Here is an 18,711-nt window from a genome sequence, read left to right as displayed (position 1 = left end):
GAGCTTGGGGTCACCCGTGCCTCACCGCAGGTCGCCCCCCAACTGTGATTTTGCATCCTGAGTCCGGGACGACCCGCACCGTTTCACCGCGGGCCGCCCCACACCATTGACTGCCCATCTCGAACCCGGGGCGGCCTGCACTTTTTCATCGCGGGCTGTGCCTCAGCGCTGATCTCCATCCGAGTCCGGCCAGCCCGCACCTTCCATCCGTTGCGCTACCGCCGCTCGCGCGTTCCCGCCTCCAACGGGAGCTGCCGCCAGCGTTCGCGACGTCGTGAGCCATGCATGGGCCCGAGCGCGCCGCCACCTCCGCGCGTCACCGGTCCAGCCGTCGGCGGGAGCGGGCGCGAGCCGCCTCCAGCGCGGAATCCACCCCGCCCTCCTTCGGCTTCGCGACCGCGGTGTCGGTGGGAGCCGCCGTCGCCTCGCCCTGCTCCTCCGTGCCGCGCTTCACCTCCACGGTGGGAGCCGCGCGAACAGGCGCGGCACTGACAGCCGGCACACCCGCGAACGCGGGCCTGGCCACCGTCACCGAGGCTGGCTTGCGCACGCGAGGCCCGGAGAGGAAGCGGCGCACGGCCACCTCCGCCAGCAGCACGGCCAGCGCCAGGCCCACCAACCACGGTGCCAGGGCGAGCCGGCCTTGCGACTCGGGCGCCTCCATGAAGAGGCCCGTCATGGAGAGGCGCTCCACGCCGCCCCCCACGGCCGCCACCGCGCGCAGCAACTCCAGGCCCTCCTTCACGCTGCCGGGCTCGAACTCCGGTGCGTACGGCAGCGTCACCGGCGGCGCGCGCAGCACCCGCGAGCCCAGGCGCACCACCGGGTGCCACGTGCCACTGCCCTGCAGCGGGTACTCGGCCACCAGCCGGTCCTCGTCCTCCCAGCGCATGGGCTTCTCCACCTGGGCGGTGCGCCCGTCCCCGGGCAGCAGCACCAGCGTGGGCAGCGCGCCCGGCAGCGGCTCGCCGGGAGGCAAATCCAACGTCACGCGCAGCAGGTGGCCCCGCCGCTCGGAGCGCACCACCGCTTCGCCCACGGGCGTCGCGCCCGCGAGCGTCCAGCGCACCATGGCCTCCAGCGCCGCGCGCAGCGCGCTCCACTGGCGCAGCTCGCCCGTGTACGGCCCGTCCACCTCCGCGGTGAAGGCCACCGTGCGCCCCGCGCCGCGCGGCCACATGGCCAGCACCGGCGCGGTGTTGGTGTCCAGCGTGCGCAGCGCCACGCTGGCGCGCGGCTTGAGGTACGTGAGGTTGTAGCCGCCCACCTGCGGCAGCCCCTGCGGCGACAAGCGGCCCAGCAACGGAAGGTCCGGGGCGCCCTCCATCGAGGCGGGCTCGTCCACGAAGGTGGCGCGCGCCACCGTGAGCGTCTCCTGGCTGAAGATGCGCGGCAGGCTCATCGCATCCTCCGCGAAGTAGATGCGCCCGCCGCCGCGTGAGGCCACCTCCTTCAGCAGGTCCGCGTCCGAATCCTTCGGCGAGCCCAGGCCGATGACGGACACCGTCACGTCCTTCGCGCGCAGCTCCGCCAGCGTGCGCTGGTAGTCGTCCGGCTCCTCGGAGTCCGCCGCGTCGGAGAAGAGCAGCACGTGCCGCGTGGGCTTGTCGCTGCGAAGGATTTCTTCCCGGCCCGTGCGCAGCGCCTCACCCACGTAGATGCCGCCGCCCCCGCTGAAGCCTCGCGCCACCTCGTTCAGCGGCAGGCCCGCCTCCACCGAGCTGAGCGGGAAGATTTCGTGGGACTCCGTGTCCACCATGTGGACGGAGACCTCGTCCTTCGGATTGAGCAGCGTGAGCGCGGCGACGACGCCCTCGGCGGCCAGCTCCATCTTCGTGCGCCCGTCGGGCACGGTGACGCCCATGGAGCACGAGCAGTCCATCAACACGCTCAGCGCCACGGCCGCGCGGCGCTGCTCCTCGCGCATCTCCAGCGACACCGGCAGCAGCGGCTCCACCGGTGAGCGCCGGTAGCCGCCCTCGCCGAAGCTGCTGCGCCCGCCCGTCATCACGAGCCCGCCCCCCGCCTGCTCCACATAGGACGCCAGCGAGAGGAGCCCCGGCTCGCCCAGCGTGTTGGCGTCCACGTTCTCCAGCACCACCGAGCCCACGCCGTCCAAATCATCCAGCGTGAGCCGGAAGGGCGCGCGGACGTCCACCTGCATGCCCGTCTCCGCGAGCGCCTTCGCGAGTGTGCCCCGGGGCTGGTTCGTCAAGAGCAGCACGCGCGGCGGTCCCTCCACGCGCAGCACCGCGAGCCCCTTGTCGTTCTCCGTGACACCGTCGCCGGGGGCCTCCACCGTGAGCTGGTAGCGCACGAGCCCCGGCTCCTCCACCAAGTCCCGGAGCGGCAACACGTTGGCGCCGGGCGTGAAGTCGAAGGGGCCCTGCACCAGCACGCGGCCGTTGCGCTCCAGGCGCACCTTGCCGGTGACGGCCGCCGTGGCGTGCACCACGGCGGAGAACTGGAACGGCTCGCGCACGGCCACGGAGCCGGGCACGTCCAGCGAGACGACGGCGACGTCCAGCGGAGGCTCGGGCCGGGCGAGCTGGCGCCAGTCCACGGCGAGCCCTCGCGCCGCCAGCCTCCGCGCCGCGCCGCGCGCGTCCACGCCCGTGGCCCGCCCGTCGGACAGCACCAGCACGCGACCGGTGCGCTCGTCGGGAATGAGGCCGCCCGCCGCATCCAGCGCGGCGGCCAGGTCCGACGCCTCCACATCCACCGGCCGCGAGAAGCCGCCGAAGCGGCCGGCGGTGGACAGCGACTGCTCCACGCGGGGCTCGCGGCCGAAGGTGATGACGCCCACGCGGTCTCCGGGACGGCGCTGCGCCTCCAGCAGGGTGATGAGCTCCTGCGCGGTGCGGTCCACGTCGCGGGGCATGGAGGCGGAGCGGTCCACCACCACGACGACGTCGCTGCCCGCGTCCGCCAGCCGCAGCTCGGGGCCGGACAGCGCGCCCACCGCGAGCACCAGCAGCGCGGCCCGCAGCCACATGGGCGGACCGGGCCGCCGGCCGTACTTCCAGAGGAAGAGGCCCAGCGGCAGCAGCAGCACCCACGCCTGGGGAAGGGAGAAGGTCATCGCGAGAGGAGCCTGGCGCCTGCGGGTGGAGTTTTCGGGGGGCCGTCTGGCGCGGCCTGTTGTTCGTTCCCTTGCATGGCCTGTGCACTCATACGCGCCGGGTGACGTAGAAGTCCGCGACCAACGCGGCCAGCAGCAGGACCAGGGGCCAGCGCGCCCGTCCCGGCGCGCCGTGCTCCTCGTCATCACCCGCCTCGCGCGCCGCCACGTCCGCGGCGCCACGCCCGCGCAGGTCCGACTCGCGGGCGTCCAGGGCAAGCACCTCCGCCGTGTCCACCTCGTCCCCGTCGCGCTCCAGCACGTAGCGGCCCGGACCCGAAGGCGGTGGCAGGTCCACCGCCCCCGCGCCAAACACGGGACGGCGTCCCTCCGGGCCCACCAGCGTGTAGCGCGCGCCGGGCACCGTCACCACGGGCAGGGGCTCGCCCAGGGTGAGCTGCCGCCGGGGGAAGCCCTCGCGCGTGCGCCGCGCCTCGCGCACCAGGTTGCCCAGCAGCACCGGCCACGCCGTCACGCGCTGGACGTTGGAGCGCGTCAGGTCCACGTTGAGGTGCACCCGGCCGCCCTCTTCCTCGGACACGAGCACCGCCTCACCCGCCGTCACCAGCGGACGCCCGGGCGGGTTGTCCCCCGCGGTCCACCGCACGCCCGCGAGCTGCACGTCATCCAGCAGTGGGTGGCCCTTCTCGGCGAAGAACGGCCCCAGGAAGGTGCGCAGCGTCCCCGCCGCGCCCACCGTCACCCGCGCATCCGTCCCCCGGGGGCCGATGAGCAGCGTCTCTCCAGTCGTCGGAGTGCCCTTCTCCACCTCGGGCGCCACCGCGAGGAAGCGCTCCACGGCCTGACGCTCGGGCGCCGCGAGCCCCTCCGCGAGTCCCACCGCGATGGGACGCAACGGCGCGGGCGACAGGCGGACGCGTCCATCCTCGGGCAGCGCATCGTCGGGCAGGGAGACCTCCACCTCCCCCGCGCCCTGGAAGGTGAGGCGCACGGTGGCGGTGCCCTCGTCGGGGAGTTGCACGCGCTCCACGCGCTCGGTGCCCTGCTTCGCGCCGGGGCCGGGCTGCGCGCGCACCCGTGCCTCCACCTCCCGAGGCCCCGCGCCGAAGCGCGCCACCCGCAGCGTCACCGTGGCCGTGGCGCCCTCGTCCCGCCGCTGCGCGGAGACGAGCGCCACGTTGTCGCGCCCCGACCCCAGCGCCATCCACCGCACCGAGTCCGGCACGAGGGCCGCGTTCTCCGGAGCCACGTCGGTGAGGAAGACCACGCGCCTGCCGGCACCGGCCAGCTCCTGCGCCCATATCAACGTGGGCACGGGGTCATGGTCCGCGCCCTGCGCATGAAAGGACTCCAGCGCCGCGAGCGCACGCGAAGGCTCCGCCTCCGGGCCCGCCAGCACGCGCGGGGCGATGCCACTGGCCAGCACCGTCACCTGCGTGGCGTCCACCTCCTCCACGCGCTTCGCGGCCTCCTGGCGCGCCTTCTCCAGCACCGTCACCCCGTCCCGGCCGCGCGCGGACATGGACAGGCTGCCGTCCACGACCAGCACCAGGTGCCGCGTTCTCGCCGTCTCACCGAGCCGCACGTCCGCGAGGAACAGCGCCACGGCCACGACGGCCAGGACCTCCAGCAGCAGCGAGGCCTCGCGCGTGAAGCGCTCGAAGCGTGGGCCCGCCTCGGCGCGGGGACGCGGCGTGCGCCACAGGAACAGCGCGCTCACCACGACGGGCTTCTGCCGGCGACGCAGGAAATACGCGGCGACGAGCGGCGCCAGCGCCCCCAGGGCCAAGAGCCCCCACGGAAAGCCGAAGCTCACGCCCCACCTCCCGCGATGAACAGGGGCCGCAGCGGCCCGGCCACCAGCGCCGCGAGCGACTCCGACGCTGGAGCCGTCACCAGCGTCCCGCGCGCCCGCATGGCAGCGGCCCTCAACCCGCGCTGGTGCTCCGCGAACCGGCGCGAGTACGCGGCCAGCACGTCCTCTGTCAGCAACTCCTCCAGCGCCGCGCCGCTTTCCGCGTCCACCAGTCGCGCCCCCTCCCCGCCCGAAGGGTCCAGGTCCTCCGCGTCCAGCACCTGTGCCAGGAATACCCCCGACGCCCCGCGCGACAGGCGCGAGCACAGCGCCGGCAGGTCCGCCTCGAAGAGGAAGTCGCTCACCACCACCCGCAGCCCGCACGGGCGCAGCGGAGGCAGCCGTCCCAGCGACGCCGACAAGTCATCCCGTGCGTCGAACTCCGCCGCATGGAGCGCCGCCCGGCACGCATTCCCCTGCGCCCGCTCCGGCCGCGTCCCCGCCACCATCAACGTGGGCGACAGTCCCTGCCGCGCCGCCACCTCCGCCGTGAGCAGCGCCACCTCGCGCGCGCACGCCGCCTTGCGAGGCGACAGCGCCATGGAGCGGGAGCCATCCAGCACCACCTCCACGCGAGGCGACACCTCGTCCTGGCGGATGCGCAGGATGAGCTCCCCCGTGCGGGCCACCGCATTCCAGTCCACCTGCCGCAAGTCATCACCCGGCTGGTACGCACGGAAGTCGTGCAGCTCCAGCGAGCTTCCGGCGGACGTGGCGCGCACCTCGCCCACCCGGCCCCGGTGGGGCACGCGCGGAAGCGCCAGTCCCAGCCCCGGCACCAGCCGCGCGACAGCCGCCTCGTCCATCCTCGCGCTCACGAGGCGTGGGCCCGATTCTCGCGCTCGGCGAGCACCCGGTCCGCGGCGAACGCGGCCAGCGCCGCCACACCCACCACGAAGCCCAGCAGCGCCCACGTCATCTTCGAGCCCGACGTCGAGTAGTCATACGAGCCGAAGTTGACGATGCCCACCACCGGGTTGAGCAGGTTCATGAGCCCGTCATCCCCTTCCAGTTCCATCAGCACGGCCGCCAGCGGAGGCAGCGCGGCCGCCAGGCCCGCCGACGCCACGAAGAGCAGGCGCACCGCCGCGGGCGAGGACAGCCGGTCCGAGCGGCCCATCCGTCCCAGCAGCACCGCCACCGACAGGAAGAGGATGCCGTAGGTGGGCGTCGCCACGGTCGCCATCCGCATCGACTCCCCGCGCAGCGGCATGTCCGCGGACAGCACCTCCAACCCCACGAACCACACGCCCCAGGCCACAAGCAACAGCACCACCAGCCGGAAGCCCCGCAGCGCGCCCGGCCGCAGCAGCGACCATGGCCGGGTGAGCGCGCGCAGCGGCCGTGCCTGGCCGTCCGCGTCCGTGGCCACGAAGAGCCCCACCGCGAGCAGATGCAGCGCGCCCATGATGCCGAATATCTCCGACGCGGTGTGGTCGCGCCCCTCGGCCCACCACACCGCCACGCCGCCGAGCATGCCCAGCAGCACCTGCACCAGCAGCGCCCGGCGTGGCCCGCGCGTGTAGTCCTCCGTCGGCAGCGACAGCCGCGCCGCGGCGGCCTCGAAGAGCAGCCACCCGTCGGTGAGCATCAACAGCAGGGAGATTCCCGCCGCGTAGACGAAGTCGTCATCGCGCAGCAGCCGGTCTCCCTCGTCGCTCATCACGAACGCGGCCACCAGCCCCTGCACCAGCGCGGTGGCCAGCGCGGCCAGCAGCGTGAAGTGGATGAAGGCGCGGCCCAACCGCCCGTCCGCCAGCGTCGCCGCGCACACGCCCACCACCGTGAGGAAGACGAGCCACGCCGCCCCCAGCGCCAGGATGACGAGGATGTTGGGCAACGCGATGCCGTTGAGGAAGTAGCTGAAGAGCAGGAAGGGCCCCACCGCCGACGCATACAGGCCCGCCTGCACCAGGTACGACGCCACCTTGCCGCGCAGAATCCGGCGGGGCCCCAGGCCGGTGAGCACCAGCAGCACCCACGTCTCGTCCTCCCGCTCGCGCGCGAGGGAGCGGTACGCGTTGTAGGGGATGACGAAGAAGTGCACCACGCCCAGGCAGAAGAAGAAGGAGAAGAAGTAGGTCCGGCCATGGCGCGCGAAGGCCGCCTCGCGGACCTCCACGTAGGCGATGAGCGACAGCACCACGCACGCCAGCAGCATCAGCCCGAAGCACGCCCAGAAGATGCGCGTGCGCAGGCCCTGGCGGACCTCCTTCACCACCAGCGGGTTGAGCCTGTCTCCCCACCGCTCCCACCACGGCGCCACGCTCGCCGCCGTGCCTCCCGCCGGGGGCGCCGCCGCTTCGGGTGCCGTGCTCGCGGCCGTGTCCATGGGCGTGCTCACGCCACCCTCCCCTTCGTCACCGTCATGAACGCATCCTCGAGGTTCCGCTCCCGGGCGTTGAACGCACACACCGGCAGGCCCGCGGACACCAGCGCCGCCAGCAGCACCGCCGCCGCCGCGTCCGCCTGCGCGGGCCCGGCGCCCGCCTCCAACTCCAGCCGCACGCGCAGCGACTCACCCTCGCGCGCCACCCGCGCCACCCGCGGCTGCTCCAGCAGCAGTCGCTCCGCGCGAGCCCAGAGGGCATCACCTTCCGCGCCCGTCGCGAGCCGCACCGTCAGCTCCGGGGCCACGGCGTGGCCACCGCCCTGGTGGAGGATGTCCTCCACCTTGCCCGTGGCCAGCAGGCGGCCCTGCTCGATGATGGCGCACGTGTCACAGATTTCCGCCAGCTCCGTGAGGATGTGGCTGGAGATGATGACCGCCTTGCCCTGGTCGGCCAGGGCGCGCAGCAGCTCGCGCAGCTCGATGCGGGCGCGCGGGTCCAACCCGTCCGCCGGCTCATCGAGGAGCAACAGTCGTGGGTCGTGCAGCAGCGTGCGCCCGAGCGCCACGCGCTGCCGCATGCCCTTGGACAGCGCGGTGGTGAGCTTGTCCGCCAGCGGGGTGAGGCCGGCGAAGGCCATGACGGAGTCCACCCGCTGCCTGCGCTGCGCGCCCTTCAGCCCGTAGGCACGCGCGAAGAAGTCGAGGAACTCGAAGACGGTGACGTCGTCATAGGTGCCGTACCGGTCCGGCATGTAGCCGATGAGCGGCCGGGCCCTGTCCGGCGCGTCCACCAGCGAGTGCCCGTCCAGCAGCACCTCGCCCGAAGTGGGCACGTCCAGCGTGGCGAGGATGCGCAGTGTGGTGCTCTTCCCCGCGCCGTTGGGGCCGATGAAGCCCAGGATGCTGCCGGCCTCCAGCTTGAAGGACACCTCGTCCACCGCGCGCAGCGTCCCGAAGTCCCGCCGCAGCCCCTTCACCTCCAGCAGGCTCATGGCCGCGCCTCCCGCACCTGGCCGCGCACCAGGTGCACGCCGGCCTCCAGCTCCACCTTCATCGAGGACGTGGGCGCCATACCCGTTCCCCCGGTGAGCACGATGAAGCCGCCGTCGGGCAGGTCCGCGCGGAAGGCGCCCTTGTTCTTGAGGAGCCGGTCGGACAGGGCGGAGCCCATCTGGTCCATCAGCACCTCCGTCGGATGGGGCATCTCGCTCTCGGGCACGGGCCCCTGCAACGCCGCCTCCGCCCCGTCCATCAGCGGGGGCAGCCGGTACGTCGCGTTTCCCCGCCGCACGTAGCCTTCCTTGATGGCCGCCCCCAGGGCGTTCTGCACCCTCAGCGCTTTGCCCTCCTGCCGCAGCACCAGGCGCGCGCGCGTGGGCAGCACGGAGACCTCGCCCCACTCTCGGTAGGTGCGCGGCGTGAGGAAGCCGTCCGTCACCGTCAACCCCTCCGTCCAGTCCAGGTCCGCGGGCGGCGCCTCCACGTCACCGGGAGGCAGCAGCGTGCTGGAGCCGGGCAGCTTCACCGAGCCCGGTGCCAGGTTCGCGTACCAGGCGCCCACGCCCAGCGTCACCGCGCGGGAGCGCTCGCCGTCCAGCCACGTGAGGCTGTAGCGCGCGGCATGCACCGCGAAGCCGTCCACCAGCACCGACCACGAGACGAGGGCCAGGCACGTGACGAGCGAAATCAACGGCACCGCCACGAGCACGGACACCGGCCCCCGGCGCCGCGCCAGCATCAGCCCGCCCGGGCCCACCGCCAGCGCGAAGGCGAAGATGAGGAAGAGGAAGCGTCCCACCGGCGCACGCGCGCTCTCCAGCAGCGGCGCGGCTCCATTCCGGAGCGCGCTGCCCCGCTCCCAGCGCGGCGGCGGGCCCACGGGATTCACCATCCCCAGGTCTGTCCCGCTCCCGGAGGGCTCGAGCACCATCCCCGGGTAGTAGCCTCCGGTCTGCGCGCCCAGCCACACGCGGCCGAAGCCATACTCCAACTCGCGGGCGCGGTCGCCCGCGGGCAGCAGCGGCAGACGCTCGAGCACGTCTCGTGAAGGGCGCGTGATGACGAGCCGGCCTCCGGTGGCGGCGTAGGCCTCCAGCGCGGCCCACACGTCCGCGGGCAACTGGGTGGCGTCCATGGCGACGACGACCGCCGGGTAGCCCACGTACGAGGACAGGTCGCGGGGCGCCTCGCGCTCCTCGAGGAAGCGGACGGCGAAGAGGGGCTCCTGCTCCGACTGCGTCTCCTGCAGGGCGACGTCCTTCTCGAAGTCCTTCACCTTGCCCAGCACCAGCGCGGCCCCCTCGCCCGCGTCGTCCAGGTACATGGGTTGGACCATCCTCGGCAGGCCGGGCGCGTCCACCGTGAGGTTGCCCGCCTGAAGCACCGCGGGCAGGGGCAGCCACGTGACGACGCGCGCGAGGGGGCCCACCTCCACCGTGCGCTCCGAGGTGCGCGAGCCCGTGCCGTAGTGCCCCTCGAACGACAGCCGTGCCTGGAGCGGTACCGGGCCGGTGTTCTGCAGCACCACCTCCACCGGCGTATAGCCACGCGGAGGCTTCAGCACTCCGGTGCGGATGGAGACGCGCAGGGTGCCTTCCTGGAGGACCTCGCTCTTGCCCGAGGCATTCCTGTAGCCCGAGCGCACGCGCTCCTCGTCCGCCACGGCGGGCGCGGACCCGAGCAGCACGAGCAGCACCGCGGCCGTCAGGACGCTAGCCACGGGGCACCTCGGGCACCGCCTGCAGGAGGGCGCGCACCACGTCCGGGGCGGTGACCTTCTCCAGCGACGCCTCGTAGGCGAGCACGAGGCGGTGGTTGAGGGCGGCGGACGCGGTGGCCACCACGTCATCGAAGCCCACGTTGGGACGGCCGCGCAGCAGCGCCAGGGCACGCCCGGAGGCGGCGAGCGCGAGCGCCGCGCGAGGGCTGGCGCCATAGCGCACGAAGCGGCGCACCGCGTCCGGCGCGGAAGCCTGCCGCGGGTCGCTGGCCTCCACCAGCCGGCCGATGAAGTCCGCCACGGGGCCGGGAAGGTGGACGCGGTCCACCGCGGTGAACAGGCGCGCGAGGCCGCTCGCGTCGAGCACGGGGGACAACTCCGGCGGGGTGCCGCGCACGCGCGTGGTGAGCAGCGTGCGCAGCGTCTTCGCGCCCACGGGGGGCACCTGGATGCGGAAGAGGAAGCGGTCCAGCTGCGCCTCGGGCAGCGGGTAGGTGCCCTCGAGCTCGATGGGGTTCTGTGTGGCGAGCACGAAGAACGGGTCGGGCAGGGAGCGCGTCTGCCCGAGCACCGTCACGCTGCGCTCCTGCATGGCCTCCAGCAGCGCGGACTGCGTCTTGGGGCTGGAGCGGTTGATTTCGTCCGCGAGCACGAGGCTGGCGAAGAGCGGGCCCTCTCGGAAGACGAAGTCGCGGCGGCCCTCGCCCTCCAGCACGTAGGTGCCGGTGATGTCGCCGGGGAGCAGGTCGGGGGTGAACTGGATGCGGCGGAAGGGCAGCGAGAGCAGCCGCGCCAGCGCCTTGCACAATTCCGTCTTGCCGAGGCCGGGCAGTCCCTCCAGCAGCACGTGCCCGCGCGCGAGCACCGCCACCACCACCTGCTCGACGACGGACTCCTGGTCGAGCATCACGGTGTTGAGCGCGTCCTTGAGTCGCGCCGCCACCTCCGCCGCACCCTGCGCCTCGACGGGACTGAGAAGCTCCGCTGCCACGTGTTCTCCCCTTCTGGACGACTCCCCGACTACTCGCCCCCAAAGTACCGCTTCACCAGGTCGCGGTTGCGAGGCAGCAGCGGCGCCGCACCGGGCCCCGCCGTCGCATCGCCCCGGGCACTGGTGCCCTGTGCTCCACCCGCTCCCGCGGGCCCCGCGTGCCGCAGGGGCTCCGCGGCCTGGAGGCCCCACAATTCCTCGGCCTCGTTACCGCCCCTACCCTGCGGCAGCGGCTCGAAGGCGAGCCGCTCCGGGTCCATCTCCGCCTGGTCTCCGTAGACCAGCGGCTGACTCTCGCCCCCGCGCCCCGCACCGGCGCCCTTGCTTACGCCCCGGCTCGCGTGTCCCTTCGAGCCCTGTCCCTCGGAGCCCTGGCCCTCACCGGAGCCTTCGCGCCCCGGACGGCCCTGGCCGGACTGCCCCTTCTGGCCCTGCCCCGAGCGCTGCTGCGCCTGGGCCTCGGAGCCGTTGTTCTTCTGCGGGTCGAAGCGGTTCTCCAGCGCCTGGCGACGTCGCTCCAGGGACTGGCGGAGGTTGGCAATCTGGTCCGGCGAGCCCGACGCCTGCGAGCGCGCCCGCGCGGCGGCGGACTGCTGGCCCTGTTGGCCCTGCTGCCCCTGTTGTGACTGCTGGCCCTGCCCCTGCTGACCTTGTTGGGCCTGCTGTCCCTGCTGACCTTGTTGTCCCTGCTGTGCCTGGGCCTGCTGTCCCTGCTGGGACTCGCCGGACTGTTGCTGGCCCTGCTCCGTGCCCTCGCTACCGTCCTGGGAGGCGCTGGGGTCTCCGCCGCTCAGCTCCATCAGCGCGCGCTCCAGTTCCTCGCGCTCGCGGGAGGTGGCCTCGGCGCCTCCAGCAGCGCCCAGCGCTTCCTCCAATTCGCGCGCGGCCTCGGAGGCGCGGGACAGCTCGGCGGCGGCCTCGGCGGCCTTCTCCGCGAGCCGCTTCTCCATCGCGTCGGCGGCCTCCCAGTCACCGGAGTCGAAGCGGCCCTCGGCGACCTCCTCGGCGAGCCGGCGCAGCTCGTCCCGCACGGCCTCGTCCAGCACCTCCTCCTTCGCGAGGGCCTCCGCCTGGGCCTGCACGGCGGCGACCTTCGCGGCGGCGGCGGCATTGGCGGGACGGACGCGCGGCGCGGGCAGTGGCAGCAGGAAGCCCACTCCGGTGAAGAGCAGCGCGCCCAGCAACGCACCCACGGGCCTGCGCCACGGCACCTCGGGAGTCTTCACCGCGCCGGCGAGCTGGTTGACGGTGAGCTCCCACTCGCCGACAGGCCGCTCCAGGCGCGTGAGCAACAGTCCCCCGGCATTGGCCGAGCGGTCCGCGAGCACGGCGGCATGCTCCAGCGACACACCGCGCGAGCGCGCACGCCAGAACCACCACGCGAAGCCCGCGGCCAACAGCGGAGGCAGCGCCCACACCACGGCGCCGCGAAGGAGCAGCCGGGCGAGCACACACGCGGTGGCGGTGGCCCACACCGGGGCGAGGCCCGCGTCGGCCCAGGCCACGGCATTGAGACGCCGCTGCACCCGCCGGACGGGCGCGAGCACCAATGCCTGGAAGCGGCGTTCTTCGCTGGCGGCCATGTAGGAGAGGGAGTGTCGGACACTCGGACCACTCCCCACAAGCGACACCCGGCTGATGCGTCACGGACCCACCGGCAACCGTCGTTTCACCGCCGCGAGCGGTCGGCTGCAAGGCCCTCCCAGATGCAGCAGGGTTACGAATGTCTACGGCATCCCCGCGAGTCGGTACTCACGGCTGACGTATACTGGCGTGCTTGGAGGGTTCCACCATGGGTCCCACCTCGTGGGTACCAGCCCTGCTCGGGCTGATGCTGCTGTCGGGTTCCGGCTGTAGCCCCCGCACCGAGCCCGCCGCCTCGAACGAGCCGCCTCGCACGGTGGAACGGGCCATCCTCGCGGACCTGGGCGTCGAGTCCCTCGGCTACCAGCGAGTCGAAAGCATCGCATGGAGGAAGGAGGGCGACTGGTGGGCCGTGGCCAATACCTGGCGTTGGGACGAGCCGAACACCCAGGCGCCCCTCTTCGCGGTCCTGCGCAGCGCGGATGCAGGCCGCTCATGGCGGGAGGACCCGGCGCTCACCGCCGCGCTGAACTGGTTCCACCCCAGCATGACCTTCCGCATCGAGCACTTCGCCTGGCTCACGCTCGACATCGCGCTCATCGCGGGCAACCTGGGCAAGGGGGTGCTGCGCACGGAGGACGCGGGGCACACCTGGAAGTACGTGCAGCTGCCCGAAGTCATGTGGAACCATCAGGTCCATGACCTGGAGCACGTGGGCGGACGCACGTGGGCCTGCGGCTCCACCGGGAACATCCATCGCAGCGATGACGCGGGCGCCACCTGGCGCAAGCTGCGCACGCCCCTCGCCACCGAGGACCACTGCGTCTCCCTCTCCTTCGTGGACCCGGAGCGGGGCTGGGCCCTGGGGGCGACGGGCGCCCTGTTCGAGACCGATGACGGAGGCGAGCACTGGCAGCCCCTGAAGTCCTCCGTCGCGGCACTGGCCAACAAGCCGTCGCGGGACGCGGCGCCCGAGACGTTCCACCAGGTCGTCCGCCTCACCCCCGAGGTGGCCTGGATTGCCGGCGAGGTGAGCCGCTTCCAGACGACCGACGGCGGCAAGACGTGGCAGGCCCGGCCCCTGACCTTCGAACAACGGAACGAAGGTCCGCGCGTCGCCACGACTCCGAGCGGGCAGCGCATCGTCACCGTCGGAGCGGCCCGTGGTACTCCGGACACCTGGGTTCCCGCCTTGAACAAGGACGCGATCGCCCTGGGCGATGACGCGGTGATGGCGTTCGAGAGACGGGACGCCGCGAGGGAGCTTGGGGAGTCCGGTCCGCGCACGTATGTCTCGGGCCGGCTCGTCTGGGCAGGCGCGCTCCGGGGCGCGGGCACCGGGACCTTCACGGCGCTGGACGGCGTCGCGAAGAGGTCTGCCCAGAGCTGGCTCGGGTGGTCGGGTGAGCACGTGTTCGCCACCCTCGATGCGGGCCGGAGCTGGGTGAAGGTGGGGCGTTTTCCGAAATCGCCCATCCAGCAGCTCGTGTATCGGAAGACGGGAACGGCGCTGGCTCGCGCGGCCGACGGCACGCTGATGCGCTCGCACGCCCTCTTCTTCGGGAGCCGGTGGGATGTCACCACGGATGCCATGGACGCCTACGACTTCGCGGTAGGCACGGGGTCCGTACCGGCGGAAGGCCCCGTGCTCGCGCCCTTCGATTGCGTGCGCTCCACCACGCCCGCCACCTTGAAGGTCCAGTTCGGCCAGATGAGCTGCTTCGGGGGGGCCCAGAACACGCTCACGCTGGAGCTCGCCCAGGACGGCGCGAAGCTCACAGGAGTGCGCTCTCTGGGAGGGATGGAGCAGACAGCGCCCATCGAGCCACGGAACCTCTCTCGTGCCGAGGGAGAGCGCATCTTCGGGGAGCTGGCGGAGATCGTCCTGCACGAGGAGCAGGCGATGGACTGCCAATCCACCAACAGCTTCGTGGTGGTCATGGAGTGGACGTGTCCCTCCAGTCCCTCGAAGGGAGGCAAGCTGGAGCTCCGTGCGTATGACTGCACCCTCCCCCCCGAATTCCACAATCCCTTCCCCGCGGGCTATGAGCGGGCCATCCACGCGCACGACGTCGCGATGCGCATCCTGAAGAACGCGTCCCACTGATTGCCATTCACGGGCCTGCACGGCGGCGCGCGCCACCGCGATAGGCTGTCTCCCTGGAGGGTTCCACCATGAGTCCCGCCTCGTGCCTACCAGCCCTGCTCGGGCTGCTGCTGGTAACGGAACCCGGGTGCCCCACCCGCGGCGAGCTCCCTCCGTGGGACGAGCCAGCTCGCACAGTGGACCCGACCCTCCTCGTGGACCTGGGCGTCCAGGAGCTCGACTACCAGCGGGTGGCGAGCGTGGCCCAACGGATGGAGGGGGACTGGTGGGCCGTGGTGAAGGGCTCGCGCAGAGGCAGTCCGAGCAACGAAGCCGTTCCCTTCCAGATAATGCGCAGCGCGGATGCCGGACGCTCCTGGCGCGAGGAGCCGGAGCTCACTGCCGTGCTCTCCCGGGGCATCATCGACGACCACCACAACCTCGACCTCTTCGTCTGGTACACGCCCGACATCGGCATCATCGCGGGCTACATGGGCGCGCGGGTGCTCCGCACGGTGGACGCGGGGCGCACCTGGCACTCCGTGCCGCTGTCGGAAGACCTGTGGGTCTATGACCTGGAGCGCGCGGGCGAACGCACGTGGCTCTGTGGCTCCTCCGGCGGCATCCACCGCAGCGACGACGCGGGTGCCCATTGGCGCGCGCTGAAGGGCACGCCCTTCAACGACTTCGACCGCTGCAGGTCCATGTCCTTCCTCGACACCGAGCGGGGATGGGCCCTCGGGAGCAGCGGGACCTTGTGGGAGACCCGGGACGGCGGTGAGCACTGGCAGCAACTGACGGCTCCCGAGCCACCCTTGGTCGACAGCGCCTTGCGCCCTCCGGAACCCGACCGGCTCCTCCAGGTGGTCCGCCTCACGCCCGAGGTGGGATGGCTTGCCGGAGAGGCGAGCCGCTTCCAGACGACCGACGGCGGGAAGACGTGGCACGCCCGGCCCCTGACCTCCGAGGAGCAGGACTCGGGCCTGGGCCTCGCCGTGACACCGAGCGGGCAACAGGTCATCACCCTGGGAACGGTCCGTGGTGCTCCGGCCTCGTGGGTTCCCGCCCTGAACGAGGACGCGGTCGCCATGGGCGAAAACGCGGTGGTGACGCTCGGAGGAAGCCAGCTGCGCACCCACGTCTCGGGCCGGCTCGCGTGGGCGGGCCCCCTCCGAAGCGCGGGTACCGGCGTCGCCACGCCGCTGGACGGCATCGCGCAGAAGTCTTCCGCGGAGTGGCTCGGGTGGTCGGGTGAGCATGTGGTCGCCACCTTCGATGCGGGCCGGAGCTGGGTGAAGGTGGGGCGCTTCCCGCAGACGCCCATCCAGCGGCTCGTGTTCCTGAAGACGGGCACGGCCCTGGCCAGGACGGCGACGGGCACGCTGCTGCGCTCCCGGGACGTCCACTTCGGGCGCGAATGGGTGATTGCCACGGAGGCAATGGACACCTACGACTTCGAGATGAACGCCGGACCCTCAGCGGGCGAGGCCCGCGTGAGCTCACCCTTCGAGTGCCTGCGCTCCACCGCGCCCGCCACCGTGGATGTCCGCTTCATCGAACAGGGCTGCGAGCACTACGTCGAGAACACACTCCGGCTGGAGCTCACCCGGGATGGCGCCAGTCTCTCGGGGAGGCTGGAGGAGAGCCGCCTGACGGTGGAGTCCGTGCGCGTCGACCATTGGAAGGCCGACGCACTCAAGCTCTCACGCACCGAGGGAGAGCGCATCCTCCGAGAGTTGGAGGAGGCCGCCACCCACGAAGAAGCTCCTACCGGCTGCGGCTCCACCAACAGCCGGGAGGTGGTCCTCGAGTGGGCCTGTCCCTCCAGCCCCGTGAAGGAGGGCAGGCTGGTCTTCAAAGCAGACAAATGCGGCGGGCACGAAAGTCTCACCCGGTGGCCCGGGGGATATGCCCGTGCACTCCACCTGTTCCAGATTGCGGCGCGGACCGTGAAGAACGCATCTCCACGGAGCACCACGCCACTGCCCTGAATTGAACGCGTTCGTACCTGCGCCGGGTTGCCCTCGCCCGGCCGCGCTGTCGGAATGCCGCCCCACGCAATCCGGGGGGTTACATGGCGACGAACAAGGTGAAGCCAGACGACGTGAAGCGGCCACGCAAGGACTTCCTCGAGTCCATCTGCAAGGCACGCGGCAACGAGGTCCTCCAGCGCACACCCCGGACGCGCTCCGCGCCGGAGCTGTTCGGCCCGGCGGAGAAGCTCCAGGCGCCGTCGAACCTCACCACCTTCGTCCCCGAATCCTGGCCCGAGCCCTCCTGGCGCGGCGGCATGGGCGCCATCCCCTACGACGGCGGCACCACCTTCCGCGTCTGGGCCCCTCACGCGCAGCGCGTGCAGGTGGTGGGCGAGTTCAGCAACTGGCACGCGGTGGAGCTGGCCCGCGAGCCCTCGGGCAACTTCTCCCGCGACGTCCCCGGGGCCTGGAACGGGCACCAGTACCAGTACGTCATCCAGGGGAAGTACGGCGACTGGCGCTGGCGCAATGACCCGCGCGCCGCGGACGTCACCACCTCCACCGGCAACAGCATCATCGTCGACCACCGCGACTTCCTCTGGCGCTTCGACGACCACTTCCGCATGCCGGCCTTCAACGAAGTGGTGCTCTACGAATTGCACGTGGGCACCTTCCACGACGCGCCGGGCTGGGGTCCCGGCAACTGGCTGAGCGCCATCGACAAGCTCGACTACCTGAGAGATCTCGGCGTCAACCTGGTGGAGTTGATGCCCTCGTCCGAGTTCGCCGGGGACTTCTCCTGGGGCTACAACCCCACCTTCCCCTTCGCGCCGGAGAGCTCGTACGGCACGCCGAACGACCTCAAGCGCTTCGTGGACGAGGCCCACCGGCGCGGCATCGGCGTCATCCTGGACGTGGTCTACAACCACCTGGGCCCCAGTGATTTGCCGCACTGGGACTTCGACGGAGAGACGTTCGGCAGGGGCGGCATGTACTTCTACACGGACGAGCGCGCGAACACGCCCTGGGGCCAGACGCGCCCCGACTACGGCCGCCCCGAGGTGCGCGACTACCTGCGCGACAACGCGCTCATGTGGCTGCGCGAGTACCACATGGACGGCCTGCGCCTGGACGCCACGAAGGAGATTCGCACCGCCAACGGCGTGGACAACCCGGCCGGCTGGGAGGTGCTCCGCACCATCTCCGAGGCCGTGAAGCGCGAGTTCCCATGGAAGCTCGTCATCGCGGAGGACATGGGCGGAGACGCGGCCCTCACCCATCCCCAGGGCGCCGGCTGCGACTCGCAGTGGGACGCGTCGTTCGTCCACCCCGTGCGCGCCGCGCTCACCACGCCGTTCGATGAAGCGAGAGACCTCCACGCCGTCCGTGACGCGCTGTACGCCCGCTACAACGGCCAGGCCACCCAGCGCGTCATCTACACGGAGAGCCACGACGAGGTGGCCAACGGCAAGAGCCGCATTCCGTCAGAAGTGGCGCAGGGCGACACCGGAAGCTGGCGCGCGAAGAAGAAGTCCGTGCTCGGCGCCGCGCTGACGCTCACCGCTCCCGGCATCCCCATGCTCTTCATGGGACAGGAGTTCCTGCAGGACGGCCACTTCGATGACGGCAGCCCGCTCGACTGGAACCGCGCCGGCTGGTTCACCGGCATCCGTCAGGCGTACCAGGACCTCATCCAATTGCGGCGCAACTGGCACGACACCACCGCGGGCCTGCGCGGTGAGAACATCCACGTCTTCCATCTCAACCACACGGACAAGGTGCTCGCCTTCCACCGCTGGCAGCACGGCGGCCCCGGCGACGACGTGGTGGTGCTGGTCAACCTCGGCAGCCGAGCCTTCTCCTGGTACGAGCTCGGCCTGCCGACGGACGGCCTGTGGCGGGTGCGCTTCAACAGCGACTGGCAGGGCTACGCGCCCGACTTCGGCAACACGTCCACGAATGACTTCTGGGCCTCGTGGGGCGGGCGGGACGGCATGCCCGCGCACGGCGGGCTCGCGCTGGGAAGCTACAGCGCCGTCATCCTGTCGAAGGACCGCTGGTGATGCGCGGACACGGCGGATGAGTG

Annotated in this window: 11 protein-coding genes; 3 read left to right on the top strand and 8 right to left on the bottom strand. The window is 72.0% G+C overall.

Going from position 1 to position 18,711, the window contains the following annotated elements; genetic code table 11:
* Positions 1 to 316: 316 nt before the first annotated feature.
* From OV427_RS28855 to OV427_RS28820, 8 genes are all read right to left on the bottom strand, one after another.
* Positions 317 to 3,082: a VWA domain-containing protein gene (locus OV427_RS28855; protein WP_267859409.1), complete on the bottom strand. Its 2,766-nt coding sequence runs from the start codon at positions 3,080 to 3,082 to the stop codon at positions 317 to 319.
* An 88-nt stretch (positions 3,083 to 3,170) separates the two neighbouring features.
* Positions 3,171 to 4,898: a BatA and WFA domain-containing protein gene (locus OV427_RS28850; RefSeq protein ID WP_267859408.1), complete on the bottom strand. Its 1,728-nt coding sequence runs from the start codon at positions 4,896 to 4,898 to the stop codon at positions 3,171 to 3,173.
* Positions 4,895 to 5,743, bottom strand: a complete 849-nt coding sequence (locus OV427_RS28845) for a DUF58 domain-containing protein (RefSeq protein WP_267859407.1) — start codon at positions 5,741 to 5,743, stop codon at positions 4,895 to 4,897. Before OV427_RS28845 ends, OV427_RS28850 begins: the two co-directional genes overlap by 4 nt.
* 8 nt (positions 5,744 to 5,751) lie before the next feature.
* Positions 5,752 to 7,269: an ABC transporter permease gene (locus OV427_RS28840; protein ID WP_420718370.1), complete on the bottom strand. Its 1,518-nt coding sequence runs from the start codon at positions 7,267 to 7,269 to the stop codon at positions 5,752 to 5,754.
* Between the two features lie 8 nt (positions 7,270 to 7,277).
* Complete coding sequence (locus OV427_RS28835; protein WP_267859405.1) at positions 7,278 to 8,261, bottom strand: ABC transporter ATP-binding protein; 984 nt, start codon at positions 8,259 to 8,261, stop codon at positions 7,278 to 7,280.
* The gene (locus OV427_RS28830; RefSeq protein WP_267859404.1) at positions 8,258 to 9,988 is read right to left on the bottom strand and encodes a hypothetical protein; all 1,731 of its coding nucleotides are present in this window, start codon (positions 9,986 to 9,988) and stop codon (positions 8,258 to 8,260) included. The genes OV427_RS28835 and OV427_RS28830 overlap by 4 nt, the downstream gene beginning before the upstream one ends.
* A complete protein-coding gene (locus OV427_RS28825) occupies positions 9,981 to 10,979 on the bottom strand; it encodes an AAA family ATPase (RefSeq protein WP_267859403.1) in 999 nt (332 codons plus the stop codon). Before OV427_RS28825 ends, OV427_RS28830 begins: the two co-directional genes overlap by 8 nt.
* Positions 10,980 to 11,008: 29 nt before the next feature.
* Positions 11,009 to 12,562 carry a hypothetical protein gene (locus OV427_RS28820; RefSeq protein WP_267859402.1) on the bottom strand — a complete coding sequence of 518 codons (1,554 nt, stop codon included), beginning with the start codon at positions 12,560 to 12,562 and terminating at the stop codon, positions 11,009 to 11,011.
* A 209-nt stretch (positions 12,563 to 12,771) separates the two neighbouring features.
* On the opposite strand from OV427_RS28820, the gene OV427_RS28815 reads away from it, so the two are divergent.
* The 3 genes from OV427_RS28815 (at position 12,772) to OV427_RS28805 (ending at position 18,688) form a co-directional block, all read left to right on the top strand.
* The gene (locus OV427_RS28815; protein ID WP_267859401.1) at positions 12,772 to 14,670 is read left to right on the top strand and encodes a WD40/YVTN/BNR-like repeat-containing protein; all 1,899 of its coding nucleotides are present in this window, start codon (positions 12,772 to 12,774) and stop codon (positions 14,668 to 14,670) included.
* 176 nt (positions 14,671 to 14,846) lie between these two features.
* Entirely contained in the window at positions 14,847 to 16,640 is a 1,794-nt protein-coding gene (locus tag OV427_RS28810; RefSeq protein WP_267859400.1) for a WD40/YVTN/BNR-like repeat-containing protein, read from the top strand.
* An 83-nt stretch (positions 16,641 to 16,723) separates the two neighbouring features.
* Entirely contained in the window at positions 16,724 to 18,688 is a 1,965-nt protein-coding gene (locus OV427_RS28805; protein ID WP_267859399.1) for an alpha-amylase family glycosyl hydrolase, read from the top strand.
* Positions 18,689 to 18,711 lie beyond the last annotated feature (23 nt).

It is taken from the genome of Pyxidicoccus sp. MSG2 (assembly GCF_026626705.1).
GTDB lineage: Bacteria > Myxococcota > Myxococcia > Myxococcales > Myxococcaceae > Myxococcus.
Note: the sequence above shows the minus strand (reverse complement) of the source record. Positions and strands in the feature narration are given on the sequence as shown.